A 12941-nucleotide genomic window follows, 5' to 3' on the forward strand; every position below is an offset into this window, starting at 1 on the left:
GGCCTCAAAGCGGTTGCGGATGGTCGTGGACAGGATTGCGTTTCAGCCACAGTCGCAGCGCCTGCCAGTGGATGGCGCCGACGATCTGGGCGGTCATCAGCGGATAGCGCCACAGCACGCGGGCGAGCGAAGCGCTGGTCATGGGTTGCCGCTGCAGGGTGAGGGTGGCGTCGAACTCGCGCTGACCGTCGCGCAGCACGTCCATGTGCACATGCAGGTCGTCAGCCGGCGCGGTGAAGCGCCAGTCGTACTCGCGCGCCATCGGCATGAAGGGCGATACGTGGAAGGTCTTGGGAAAGCTCCAGTGCATGGCACGGCCGTGCATCTGTGCGGTATCGACCGGCAGCACATAGGCATGGCGTTCGTGCCATGGCATGTTGGTGATTTCGGCCACGATGCAGACCAGGGTCACGCCGTCCTCGGCGTAGCAGTAGTAGAAGCTGACCGGGTTGAACACATAGCCGAAGTAACGCAGATGGGTCAGCAGGCGGATCGGTCCGACCGGCCGATGACCAGTGGCCTGCTCGACGCGTTGGCGCACGGCTTCGGCCAGCGACAGTTCCACCGGCCCGAGGTAATCCTTGCGACGAAATTGTGCGACGTTGCCGTGTTCGCTGGACCACAGCCAGCGTTGCTTGAACACGCGATCGACTTCGTCCAGATCCAGGTAGAGCTGGGCCATCTTGTAATCGAAGACATGCGGGTGTGGCACGAGGCGACGATGGCGCACCACGCCTTCGTAGACGGCACTCGCCAGTAGTGGCACAGTCGCAAGGGCTGCTTCGGCGTTCATGCCGCCATCTCCTGTCCACGTGGCTTCACCAGATGCAGGGATGCCGCTCCCACCGGCCAGCGCACGCCGAGTGCTTCGGCGACTTCGACCGCGCTGTGCATGCCATCCTCGTGGAAACCCCAGCCCCAGTAAGCACCGGCAAACCAGGTGCGTCGTTGCCCCTGGATCTCGGCCTTGCGCATCTGCGCGGCTACCGAAGCGTGGCTGTAAACCGGGTGGTGATACTGCATGCGGGCCAGCACCTTGTCCGGATCGATCGCCGCAGTGCGGTTGAGCGTGACCACGAAGGGCTCCGGCGATTCGATACCCTGCAGCAGGTTCATGCAGTAGCTGACGGTGCATGCTTCGTTGGGATCACGCGGCAACCATGCGTTCCACGCTGCCCATGCCTTGCGACGCACCGGCAGCATGCTGGCGTCGGTATGCAGCACAGTGTCGTTCGCCTGGTAAGGCATCGCGCCAAGTATGGATTGCTCGCGTTCGTTCGCATCGCTCAGCAACGCGAGTGCCTGGTCGCTGTGGCAGGCCAGCACCAGCTGGTCGAAGTGCTCGACACCGGCAGCACTCTCCACCACGGCCCCATCGGCATGGCGGCGGATCGAGCGTACCGCGCAATCCAGCCGTTCACGTACCGGCCAATGCGCACGCAGCGCCTGCACATAGCTCGACGAACCCCCGCGTACCACCCGCCATTGCGGGCGGTCACTGACCTGCAGCATCTGGTGGTTGGTCATGAACTGCACCAGGTAGCGGGCAGGGAAGCCGAGGATCTGTGTGGCCGGTGACGACCACAGCGCCGAAGCCATCGGTACCAGATGCTCGTCGCGAAAGGCCGAACCGTATCCGCGCTCGGTGAGATAGTCGCCCAGCGTCGGACCTTCTCCCGGCGAATCCAGCAGCGCCGGTGCCTCCCGATAGAAGCGTGTCAGGTCGCGCACCATGCCGATGAAGCGTGGCGAGCACAGGTTGCGACGCTGGCAGAACAGCGTATCCAGCGTGGCCGCGTTGTATTCCAGCCCGCTGGCTTCGTTGTGCACCGAGAAGCTCATCGTGGTGGGCTGCGACTCCACGCCCAGCTGATTGAACATCCGGGTCAGCAACGGGTAATGGCTCGGGTTGTGCACGATGAAGCCGCTGTCGATGCGGTAATTGCGACCGTGCTGCACCACGTCATGTGTATGCGTGTGGCCGCCGAAATAGCTGTTGGCCTCGAACAGCGTCACATCGTGCCGGCGCGACAGCAGCCATGCCGATGCGAGTCCTGCGATACCTGATCCAACCACGGCGATGCGCATGGCTCAGCTCCTTGCCTTGGTCAGGACCCACGCGGGTACCGGCTTCAGCCCACGCACTAGGCCGAGCGCGGACATCAGCTTCAGCCCGTACCAGGTCAGGTCGACTTCCCACCAATGGAAACCCTGCCGGCTCGAACCGGGGAAGAAGTGGTGATTGTTGTGCCAGCCTTCGCCGAAGGTGAGCAACGCCAGCCACACATTGTTGCGGCTGTCGTCCTTGGTATCGAAGCGGCGCTTCCCGAAGCGGTGTGCCAGCGAGTTGATCGTGACGGTGGCGTGGAACAGCACGATGGTCGAGACGAAGAAACCCCAGATCAACATCTGTCCACCCGTGGTGCCCAGCTGCGGCGCGACATGCTGCAGCAGTACACCCAGTGCATACAGGCAGACCGCAAGCACGACCGGGATCGCGATGTCATAACGGTCCAGCCAGCGCAGTTCCGGATATTTCGCCAGATCCGGTACCCGTGACAGGTCGGTGCGGAAGTTGCGCGGGGTGAGGAACCATCCGACGTGACTCCACAGGAAGCCCCACACGCCCGGCGAATGCGGGTCGCGCGTGGTGTCGGCGTTGCGATGATGGTTGCGGTGATGCGCTGCCCACCACAGCGGCCCGCGCTGCACGCAGGAGGCGCCGATCAGCGCGAACACGAATTGCACGGCGCGTGAGGTCTGGAATGTGCGATGCGAAAAGTAGCGGTGATAGAACCCGGTCAGCGCAAACATGCGCACGACGTAGAGTGTTCCGGCGACGATCAGCGCGATCGGCGAGACACCGACCCAGAACACGCACAAGCAGGCCAGATGCATCGCGACGAACGGTGCGGCCCGCAACCAGTCGATGCGATCGGCGGTTGCCTCGTCGAGCTCGTCACTGGTAGCGGTATCGACCCAGCGGCGTAGGCTCCGCCCCAGCCATGATCCCCGCGTATCCGGAGTATCTTCGGCGAGCGTCGATGACTCCGCCCCGTGAGGGATCGGTATCAGGATCGGTTTGGAGAGTGCCATGAGGGTGTGCCTATCAGCGTGTCATTGATAGGTACGGGCCGGCGAAGCATATGGATGCATGCGTACCGGTATCGGCTGGCAACCCGGTAATTGGGTGCCAGCGGCCACATAAAGATCGCGCCGGCACAGGGCCGGCGCGAAGGTCATGCGGGAGACGGCGACAGTCCGATCAGCTAGATGTACGTTCCGCGTCCTGGACGTAGATGGCCGCCACCTTGCTCCCAGTATCGGGTGCGCCAGTGATAGCCCCCTTGGCGATGACCGCACCCGTGGGTTGACCAGTCGGTGAGCCACCCAGCGGCTCCACCGAGACAGCAAGCGCAGCGGTCGGCCCGAGTCGCGCGAGCAAAGCGGGGTCGAGAGCCAACGTGGTGGGTTTGTCGCGCGCGATCATGCCCACGGAGATGGGCTTGCCGCCGGCCGGAATCAGCCACAGCTCAGGCGCATGACCTTGTGCGAAGGCCACTGGCGTCGCCGGCACCACGACCATCCGCGCGTGCTGCAGATCCATGGTGGCAGTCCAGCCGGTGGAGCCGTTGTCCTGCTGGATCGTCGATGCCATGTAACCGGCGTTTACAACAGACGGCGTAGGCGCCAAGCGGGGCAGGGATACCACAACCAGCAGGGCGGCAGCCACGACGCTGGCGCCGATGCCGAGCCAGTGCCACAGCTGCAGGTTGTCCCACAGACCCTTGCGTGGCTGGACCTTGGCCGGCGCATCCAACTGCAGGGCATCGTGGATCCGTGCCCATACATACGGAGCAGGGGTGACCTCGTCGATGGTGTCAGCCAGCGGCATCAAACGACGCTGCCACAGGGCAACAGCCGTTGCGGCCTCACCCGTGGTCTCGATTTCATGGGCTACCGCGGCGCGCGCATCAGCATCAAGCACGCCCAGCACGTACTCGGCGTAGCGCAGATTATTGTTGCCGTCGTCGGCTACTGTGTTCATTGGTCGAGGCACGTGCGAAGTTGCATCAGACTGCGACGGATCCAGCTTTTCATGGTTCCGAGCGGCACCTTGCAGCGTGTCGCTAATTCGTTATACGTAGCTCCGGTGAAAAAGGCTTCACGCACGGATGTTCGCTGTTGTGGCTCCAGTTCATCCAGGCAACGCTCGAGCCGACGGTATTCCTGGCTGGTCTCTGCATCGACCGCCGGCGTGGGCTGTTCGTCGACGGCTTCTTCCAGCCGGGACGGGTCGTCCAGCAGTTCCTCGCGGTGCTGGCGCAGGCGATCGATCGCCTTGTTGCGTGACAGCGTGACCAGCCAGGTGATCGCGCTGGCCTTCGCCGCATCGAACCCGGCAGCGCGGCGCCACACCGTAGTGTAGGTTTCCTGCAGTACTTCCTCAGCCTCGCCGCGGTCACGCAACATGCGCAGGCACACGCCAAACAACTTGGATGAGGTGCGCTTGTAGAGTTCGGCAAAGGCCTTCTGGTCGTTGCGACCAGTCTGTATCAACAGCCGGTTCAGCTCGTCACGTTCGGCGGGGCTGGTGACACTCATGGGCAAACCATCCAGCAGTCATGAAGTTGCGGGTACTTTTCATAGCATGAAGACAAGCATGGCGGGATGAAAGTCCGGCCACTGCTGTTTGGAGAGCTATGTGGTGCCACATCAGTTATTTTACATAATATACATTATGCGAAATCAAGGATGGGCTGTCCAAGCCTGCCAAGCACCGCTGAATGCTGTTCTCGGCAGAGAAACCTCTACCTCCACGGCAGAAATTCTCGGCAAATGGCACAGTCAAATATCTGCAGCCGAAAGCGTAGGCAGAAAAACCTAAGCACTGAGGAATGTCTCAAGTAGTTCTCCAGACCTTTGCGCCGCGGCTCGACCTTGATGTCGACGTCTTTGCCGGGTGCTATGAGGTTTGCAAACCGCGTCTAAGCTGGTCGGGTACCTTCAAGTCGTCGATATTAAACTAATAAAACCAGCTCATTCGGAATATTAAAGCCGCTGGCGAGCTCGCCGTTGTCTGACGCCCGAGGAACTCGAGCACGCCGCAGGAGCGGCCGCAGCGGCCGTTCAGACACTACCTGTTGGAGCGCCTCCATTGAATCGTGAAGCTTAACTCAGCCCCGATGTGCGCGGTTTTCTTTTCTTGGCCGTCGGCTTAATCTTCGCGGCCGCGGTGGTGCCATCCAACTTGGCTTGGAGCGCGACTTCCCGTTGCGTACTGGCCTTCAATGCGTGCTGGGCGGTCAGTAACGCCGCCGGAAGACCATCCATCCGGGCCAACTGCTGTTCCAAGGCTTTAGCGCGCGTACCGTGTTCGGTGGCCAAGCGCTCGGCGGCGCGGGCCGACACCTCGGCCGTTTCCAGCCGCGAAGCGGCCACCACATTTCCCGCTCCTTCTGCCGCAGCGCTGCTTGGAGGGTTTTGGTTTCTTCCCGGGCCCGATCGATTTCCGCGTGCGCGCGATCCTCCACCGCCCGAACGTGCGCCACTTGAGCCTCGCGCTCGGCCGCCACGCTGCTTTTGTGCGCCTCGAAGGCTTCGTCCACCCCGTCGCATCATGCGTCGGGGACAACGTCGCGATCACGGAATGGCCAGAGTCAGTCTGATCCCAGATCGGGTAAACTTCTACCGACGTTGCAGATCCGACCCCCCGATAACACGGGCTAATCGCCCCGCCCTAAGTCCGGAATCGGCCGAGGCTGTGTGAAAACGCAAATGTGCGTTCGAGGTTGATCAAGAATTGCTCAAATCAGGGCGCGTAGATTCAATTCTGAAGCTCTGACGTTCGGTAGTTTGTCCAGAATTCGCGTAGCAGGCACATGCTTGAGGGCAGCTCTGCGTTTTCACACAGCCTGGGCCGAATCCGGACATATCCACTCGCTCGGAATCCCCGTAAAAAACTAATCAGTGCCGCGTGTACGCCTGCCGCCGCGGCACAATCAGAGTCACTTTGGTCCCAGTAGCAGTATTGCCTTCGATTTTGCACATTCCTCCAATGCGCTCCATGCGTTCGTACATACCGCGAAGTCCCCAGTGACCTAGAACGCCTCTGTCTTGGACGACTTGTAAATTTATGCCCTTGCCATCGTCGGTGATCTCGACACAGACGCCACTCTTGTCGTAGCGAAGATCAACACAAACGGTTGTTGCGGAGGCGTGATTGAACGCGTTGACAATGGCCTCTCGACCGCTTGCATAGAGCTCATCGATTACCAATGGGTCGACTGCCTTACTGGTGCCGGTCGATGCCACACTGAAGTCTGGCAATGCGTCGCTCTCGAACTCCTGTGCGATCGCCCTGAAAGCGACAGCCAAATCCATGTCATTCATCGGACCGGCCCTCAGCGCATAAACGCGGCCACGTCCCTCAGCCAGAGCCACGCGCGCAAGTTCCAGCGCACTTAGAATTCTTTTCTTTGGATTTCCGTCCGGCAGCTCTCGACTGACGGCGTGCATCTTGAGAACAAGGCCATGAATCGTCTGCAGATAGGTGTCATGCAACTCCCGTGCGATGCGGTCACGCTCCGCATGACGTTCTTCCAGTCGGCGCATCAAGCCTTGGGTCACCTGCCGCAGACGATAGAGATAACCCATCCACATCAGCGCAGCGACAATCGCGGCGCACAAAGCGAAGAACCATGTGGTTTGATAGAACTTGGGATCGATGGCAAAACGGACATCATCAGCGGCGTCAGTCCAAGTATTGTCCTCATTGATCGCTTCGACACGAAACTCGTAGGAACCGGGACCAAGATTGGTGTAGAACGCCTGCCTGCGACCACCGACATCCTGCCAGTCTTTGTCGACGCCGATTAGCTCATAACGGAAGTGGGATCGTGTCGCGTCACTCAAGCCAAGGGCCGTATAGTCGATCTGGATATCGCGCGTGCCAGGTGCCAGGGCGGGCACCGAATCTGGACGATAGGACTTACCACTGACCGTGATTGACCGAATCACGACTTTAGGGTCTTGGTCGGGCGGGAGCTTTTCCGGGTCCATCCATGCGAGGCCGCCATCGCCGGCAAGCCATAAGCGTCCATCGGTTCCCTGGACAAGCGAAGGATTGGGATAGGAGCTCTGAGCCGCGCCAGGCACGCCATTGCGATCGTCGAAGATCCGTATCGCGATCTTGTACTGGGGATCTTTTAAAGCACGCTCTATCTCCCCAGCACCGATGCGCAGTACACCCTTTTGGCCGTACAGCCAAACCGACCCGTCCCTGAGCCGCGCCATGCCATTGATATTGGCAAGGACGGATGAGTCAAGCGCCAGGATGCGATGAAATTGACGGCCATCAAACGCGGCCAATCCGTCGGCCCCTCCCAACAACGTAATGCCGTCAGGGATGATGTCACCCACGTTGGTGATATCCATTCCTTCATCCCTTGAGTAGCGCGTCAGATGCGGGCCATCGATGACGAATACTTCATGCGGATAGCTAAGCCACAATCTTCCGCGTGCATCGGTTACAGCGCGCCTGTTGCCCTTGTCGGGAAGTTGGTCAAATCCGCCTTTGACAAGCCACCCGCCGCTCTCAAGCCGTGCAATGGGGTGGCGAAGAATGGAAACCCAAAGCTTGCCTTGGCCGTCCCGTGCCATGGCGATGACATCATCTCCCTGGTCAGAGCCAGGAGGTAGCGGGCTGATGGATTCAAATTTTCCGTCGTGGAAACGACGCAGAAGACCACCGCCCGTACCAAGTAGAACGCTATCGTCGACATCGCGATAGGCCGCGGTGGTATCGAGGTCGTAGCCTTGTGCCGGCGTGATCGTCGAGGCAACGTGCCACCATCGATACGGGTGCGCGGATTGAGCCGTCCCAAACCAGATCGATCCATCACGGTCCGGCAGCATCGCGTATGCATAGTCGCCAGCGGCCAGCTTCAGACGAGTCGCAACATTCGGTCGAAACAGTTCCAGGCCTGTTCGCGTCTGCACCCAGACGTTACCCTGGCGATCTTCAAAACCTATGCCTCCGCTGGAGGATGACATCTTTGTCCAGACGGAAGGATCGAGGCTTGTTTCCTTTTCGAGAGACTCACCGAGTGCGAAAAGCACCTTGGGATTCGGTGACGAAGCTCGCCGTATACCGATAACAGAACTCATTACCCAGAAGCCATCGCTTGTGTCGCGCAACGCCCGAAAGTGCGACCCGGAATAGCTAGGTGCTTCCTTCTTCCCGGACACCGCGATGACGATGCTAAGGTAGACATTCCCGTAAGTGCGAAGGGAATGGTTGTCTGCGTCGTTTTCATGAGGGGTGATCCAAGGTGCACTGAACTCAGCGTGTTCGAATGTCGCGCGCCCCTTCGCGAGAGTAAACACTCCTTTGTTACTCAAAACCCAAAGGGTGCCATCGGTATCCAGGCGGATCGAATAGAAGTGATCAGCATCAAGGCCGACGCCCTTTCCGATGCGATGCCACTCATCACCCATGGTTTCATAAACTGCGTCGTCGGAGAACGACCATATACGCCCGAGTTTGTCTTCCTCGAAATCAAGCAGCTTCGCTGCATCCTTGTTCGGCACTGCCCGCGGTTGATGGACATCCCCAGCCGGCAATACGATGGTGCGGCCAGACCCATACGATAACCACAAGTCACCAGAATTTGTCGAAAAGATCGTACCGATGTCAGAGGCATCCGGTGACGAAATGTCAACCAACTCCGGTGCGACACCGTCGAATCGATAGAGATGGTTTCTCTCCGCCAGCCATATCCAGCCATCAGTGGTCTGAGCAATGCCGGATATGTGGCCAAACGCTCCGTTCTGTTGGGAGAACACGGTCCGGGTAAAGCCATCAAGCTGTTCATCGTTGTTTTGTGCGAGAACAAGGGCGGGTGCAAGCGCGTACGCGCAAAAAGCCAGAGCTGCAATGCGGATGGCAAGCGTCATGTGGTTTCGTCGCGGCTGAAACATTCAGTCCATACAACCCATCGATATTCTAGTCTTGCAATCACTTGGACGCGCCATCCTTCGCTCAACCAGCAACCGGCGTTGGATGACAGATTGACCATGCGCCAAGCAGTTCGGGTGGCCCGCACCTGGCAGTACATCAGATTGTCCATGTCTTTCGAGTGACATACGCCGGCCGCGATCTTGCTACGTCTGAAATCCAGGCAGAAGGCCGGTCTCAAGGTGGGGTTGAACGCATGTGGGTTGATGCACCCTGGACCCGGTCATCGACTGCATACGCACCACCGAGTCGTCAGCCATGGCTCTACTTTGGGCAAGTGCGCCCTAGGAATAGGTGCGCTGATCTTGCGACCCAGGGCAGCGGATGCCACCAGACAGGTTATGGATCGATGAAACCGCGGCGCTCGGCGATGGTCACGGCGTGGGTACGGTCGGATGCGCCAAGTTTGGCCAGTATGCTCTTCATGTGGGATTTCACTGTGTCTTCAGCGATGAAGAGGGATTCCGCGATGAGGCGATTGGACATTCCTTCCTTGGCGAGGCGCAGCACATTCAATTCCCGGACGGTGAGGACGGCTGATCCGTGATAGTTCGCAAGCTCGGAGCTGATTTCCGATGCGATGACCTGTCGACCTGAAGCAGCTTCTCGAATGGCGCCTATGATTTCTTCGCTACTGGCTGACTTGAGGAGATAAGAGGTCGCGCCCAGCGTCAAAGCTTGCGTGACACGCGCGTCGCCTGGATAGATAGTGAAGACGACGACTGACGCATTCGGCTGTGACTTCCGAATCGCTGTAAGCGCCTGCAGCCCATCGACGTTGGGCATTTGCAGGTCGAGCAGTGTGACATCAGGACGTAGCGCTGCGTACATCTCCATGGCTTGTGCACCATCAACGGCTTCTCCGATCACGCTCATGTCATTCTCAAGTTCAATCGTGGAACGCAGCCCGTCCCGCATCATCGGGTGGTCATCCACGATTAGGACCCGAATCGGGCTATCGCTGTCCAATACTCGTCCATTCGGCAAATGGGTGCGGAGGGCTTGTCGGCCTAGTGCTGTACCGGATATTTGGAAGGCAAATCGGCTGCTCAACAATCACCCTTCCGGGTGAAATTAATAGCTATTTTGCTCCGATGCTTATCTTTGGCAACCAGGGCGCCTGGCGCATTGCTCGCCGCTGGTCCTTCGCTATTTATCCAATTGGCTTCATAAGCAAAGCGGAGCTCAGGTCCGCCTCACACACGCCTGCTGCGGCATTCATGATCACTCGATCTGCGAACTCTTGGCGAAAAGCGCTGCTGTCTCCGCGCATCACCCTTTCGAGGGAAATCTGCCCTGACCGCCGTTAAACCGCAAAAACGACACTTTCGGGTGATTCCACCTGGGCTTGGATTGAGGTGATACTCCGATCCGCCGTAGCGACCCTGCTTTGCTCAGCGCCACTAGGAAGCATGATCCAGCATCGGACTGTCGACCTGCCATGGCGCCGCTTCGCTGTGCAGGGAATGGAGCCAACCCCCAGATCGAGGTCGCTGGCGGACGCGTCGAAACGTCGAAAGAAGCCGCTGGCAGCACTCTCGATGTCTCGCGGAGCACCAACACTTAAATCAATCTCTTATAGGAGGTACCGGCGATGCCTACGATCAACACTCCGGACGGCGTAAAGATCTTCTACAAGGACTGGGGGACCGGTCAGCCGATCGTCTTCAGCCATGGCTGGCCCCTGTCGGCCGACGACTGGGACGCCCAGATGACGTTTTTCCTTCACCGCGGCTACCGGGTGATCGCCCATGACCGGCGCGGGCACGGTCGGTCCGATCAAGTCGGCATCGGCAACGACATGGACCACTGGGTCGCCGACCTCGCTGCACTGACCGAGCACCTCGGTATCCGCGACGCGATCCACATCGGTCACTCCACCGGCGGCGGCGAGGTGGCCCGCTATGTTGCTCGCCACCAGGAGCGGGTCGCCAAGGCAGTGCTGGTGGCCTCGTTGACGCCGAACATGGTGAAAACCGACGCGAACCCAGCCGGTCAGTCGCGGGAGTGGTTCGACGCGGTTAAGTCAGGGGTGATTGGAAACCGGTCGGAGTTTTACCGGGCAGTCCCGGAGGGTCCGTTCTATGGATTCAACCGTCCGGGCGCCAAGCCATCTGAGGCGGTGATCGCGAACTGGTGGCGCCAGGGCATGGCCGGTAGCGCCCAAGCCCACTACGAGACCGTCTCCTCCTGGCTGGAGGACTACACCGAAGATCTGAAGAAGATCAGTGTGCCGGTCCTGGTCATGCATGGCGAAGACGACCAGATCGTCCCGTTCGCCAGTTCGGTGCCGCGCGTGGTCGACCTGCTCGCGAACGGTAAGTTGAAGGCATACCCCGGCTTCCCGCATGGCATGCTGACTACGCACGCGGACGTCCTCAATCCCGACCTTCTCGAGTTCATCAAATCCTGACGGGACGCCAGCCCGAACCAGAACTAGGCAATTCGAGTGGCACGCTCCACGGGTGTGCCACTCAACCTACGTGTCCGCTTAGGGTCCCGGCTGTGTGAAAGCGCAGAGCTGCCCTCAAGCATCAAGCATGTGCCTGCTACGCGAATTCTGGACAAACTACCGAACGTCAGAGCTTCAGAATTGAATCTACGCGCCCTGATTCTTGATCAACCTCGAACGCACATTTGCGTTTTCACACAGCCTCGGTCGGAAGCAGACGCCCGCCCTACCCTCGATAACCTTTCCTAATCACCCGCCAGCGCTCGCACAGCGGTTTCCACCGTTTCCTGACCGGTACCGACGATAAGGGATGCTAATCGCCCTGCCCTGAGTTCGAAATCGGCGGCGGAGGTTCACCAATTTCGCCGTGAGTCATGTCGCAAAGATTAACGACTACCTGTCGGGCATAGTTGTCTGTTGCAGAACTTTTGTGATGGCTTCCGCAACGACTTCTGGCTGATCCAGCTGGATATCGTGAGAGGCGTTGTCCACGAACAAACGCTCTCCGCGCGTTGAAGTGGCGACGATCTGCGCCTGAGTCTTTTCTCGAGCGGCTTCGAGGGCTTTGCGAACGCTGGCAGGAACTCCAGCGTAAGTATTGGCAGCAGTCAGTACGATGAGAGGTATCGAGCCATGTGTTTCCTTCGGCGACACCGGCTTGCTGAACACCACGGCGTTGTCCTTCAGCTCGGATAACAGCGTACGCCAGAAGCCAGGTCTCGATTTCTTGGCAAGTATCACATCGTTTAGCTTTGCGCTGGCCAAAGGGTTGGGACCAACTCCGCATGCCTTGAGTGCCGGTGGTGATACCAGCGTACCCTTCTCGGCGCTTGTCTCGCATTGCCGGATCAAGGCGAATCGCTGGGCATTCAATGCCTTGTCACTCTTTGCCCATTCCGGCGCAAACGCAGCCACATTTTGTTCGGGCGGATCAATTAGTACCATGCCGCTTACGTCGGTGGTGTAGCGTTCCGCATATTGGCGCACGATATTGCTGCCTAGTGAATGGCCCACAAGGACAACTGGCGTCTTGATCCCCGCAGCACGAATCAAATCATGCAGGTCTGAAACATCTGCGTCGAGGTTTCGAGGCTGTGGTCCTTCACTGCTGAACCCATAGCCAGCACGGTCGTACGAGCACACTTCGGTGATCGATGACAGTAGGGGTTGCAATTTGAACCAGGTCATCGAATCCGCGTGTGAGCCTGCTTCCAGCATCACTGTGTGCGGACCGCTGCCTGTGCAGCGCAGATTGAGCTGACGCCCATGCGCTACGGTTACCAACGTTGCCGCCTTTGCATACGTATCCGGGATACGTTGGGGAACGATGACACCGGCTGCACCAGCGAGAGGCGAAGTGCCAACTAATATGGCCAGCAGAGCTATACGAGACTTTTCCAAGAGCTTCCGGTTCAAGACACATCTCCTAGGGGTTACCCCCGTTAACGCGGACACTTACAAGAAGTGGCG

At 59.3% G+C, this 12941-nt stretch carries 10 protein-coding genes; 1 reads left to right on the forward strand and 9 read right to left on the reverse strand.

The features are described 5' to 3' along the window. Window positions 1-4 precede the first annotated feature (4 nt). From B0E48_RS10065 to B0E48_RS10100, 8 genes are all read right to left on the reverse strand, one after another. On the reverse strand, window positions 5-793 hold the full coding sequence (locus B0E48_RS10065; RefSeq protein ID WP_077517979.1) for a DUF1365 domain-containing protein: 789 nt from the start codon (window positions 791-793) through the stop codon (window positions 5-7). Beyond that, window positions 790-2088 (reverse strand): FAD-dependent oxidoreductase, encoded by a 1299-nt coding sequence (locus tag B0E48_RS10070; RefSeq protein WP_077517980.1) that lies wholly within the window; start codon window positions 2086-2088, stop codon window positions 790-792. The genes B0E48_RS10065 and B0E48_RS10070 overlap by 4 nt, the downstream gene beginning before the upstream one ends. A 3-nt stretch (window positions 2089-2091) precedes the next feature. After that, window positions 2092-3096 carry a fatty acid desaturase gene (locus tag B0E48_RS10075; protein ID WP_077517981.1) on the reverse strand — a complete coding sequence of 335 codons (1005 nt, stop codon included), beginning with the start codon at window positions 3094-3096 and terminating at the stop codon, window positions 2092-2094. Window positions 3097-3265: 169 nt separating this feature from the next. Further along, a complete protein-coding gene (locus tag B0E48_RS10080; RefSeq protein WP_077517982.1) occupies window positions 3266-4048 on the reverse strand; it encodes an anti-sigma factor in 783 nt (260 codons plus the stop codon). Continuing rightward, window positions 4045-4605, reverse strand: a complete 561-nt coding sequence (locus B0E48_RS10085; protein ID WP_077517983.1) for a sigma-70 family RNA polymerase sigma factor — start codon at window positions 4603-4605, stop codon at window positions 4045-4047. Before B0E48_RS10085 ends, B0E48_RS10080 begins: the two co-directional genes overlap by 4 nt. A 567-nt stretch (window positions 4606-5172) precedes the next feature. After that, window positions 5173-5445, reverse strand: coding sequence for a hypothetical protein (locus B0E48_RS17780; protein ID WP_077517984.1), 273 nt, complete (start codon window positions 5443-5445; stop codon window positions 5173-5175). Between the two features lie 522 nt (window positions 5446-5967). Further along, entirely contained in the window at window positions 5968-8958 is a 2991-nt protein-coding gene (locus B0E48_RS10095; protein WP_168170339.1) for a sensor histidine kinase, read from the reverse strand. 400 nt (window positions 8959-9358) lie between these two features. Then, window positions 9359-9955 (reverse strand): response regulator transcription factor, encoded by a 597-nt coding sequence (locus B0E48_RS10100; protein WP_256363548.1) that lies wholly within the window; start codon window positions 9953-9955, stop codon window positions 9359-9361. 658 nt (window positions 9956-10613) lie between these two features. Here B0E48_RS10100 and B0E48_RS10105 point away from each other — a divergent pair. Further along, window positions 10614-11432 (forward strand): alpha/beta hydrolase, encoded by an 819-nt coding sequence (locus tag B0E48_RS10105; RefSeq protein WP_077517987.1) that lies wholly within the window; start codon window positions 10614-10616, stop codon window positions 11430-11432. 432 nt (window positions 11433-11864) lie between these two features. Here the strand turns inward: B0E48_RS10105 and B0E48_RS10110 are convergent, their stop codons facing one another. Then, window positions 11865-12887, reverse strand: a complete 1023-nt coding sequence (locus B0E48_RS10110) for an alpha/beta hydrolase (RefSeq protein WP_077517988.1) — start codon at window positions 12885-12887, stop codon at window positions 11865-11867. Window positions 12888-12941: the final 54 nt, after the last annotated feature.

The sequence above is a fragment of the Rhodanobacter sp. C03 genome (assembly GCF_002001175.1).
GTDB lineage: Bacteria > Pseudomonadota > Gammaproteobacteria > Xanthomonadales > Rhodanobacteraceae > Rhodanobacter.

What these genes read in the sequence shown, in the direction of transcription:
- B0E48_RS10105 (WP_077517987.1), top strand. Translation starts at nt 10,614, where the DNA reads ATGCCTACGATCAACACTCCGGACGGCGTAAAGATCTTCTACAAGGAC.
- B0E48_RS10095 (WP_168170339.1), bottom strand. Translation starts at nt 8,958, where the DNA reads ATGACGCTTGCCATCCGCATTGCAGCTCTGGCTTTTTGCGCGTACGCG.
- B0E48_RS10065 (WP_077517979.1), bottom strand. Translation starts at nt 793, where the DNA reads ATGAACGCCGAAGCAGCCCTTGCGACTGTGCCACTACTGGCGAGTGCC.
- B0E48_RS10080 (WP_077517982.1), bottom strand. Translation starts at nt 4,048, where the DNA reads ATGAACACAGTAGCCGACGACGGCAACAATAATCTGCGCTACGCCGAG.
- B0E48_RS10070 (WP_077517980.1), bottom strand. Translation starts at nt 2,088, where the DNA reads ATGCGCATCGCCGTGGTTGGATCAGGTATCGCAGGACTCGCATCGGCA.
- B0E48_RS10085 (WP_077517983.1), bottom strand. Translation starts at nt 4,605, where the DNA reads ATGAGTGTCACCAGCCCCGCCGAACGTGACGAGCTGAACCGGCTGTTG.
- B0E48_RS10075 (WP_077517981.1), bottom strand. Translation starts at nt 3,096, where the DNA reads ATGGCACTCTCCAAACCGATCCTGATACCGATCCCTCACGGGGCGGAG.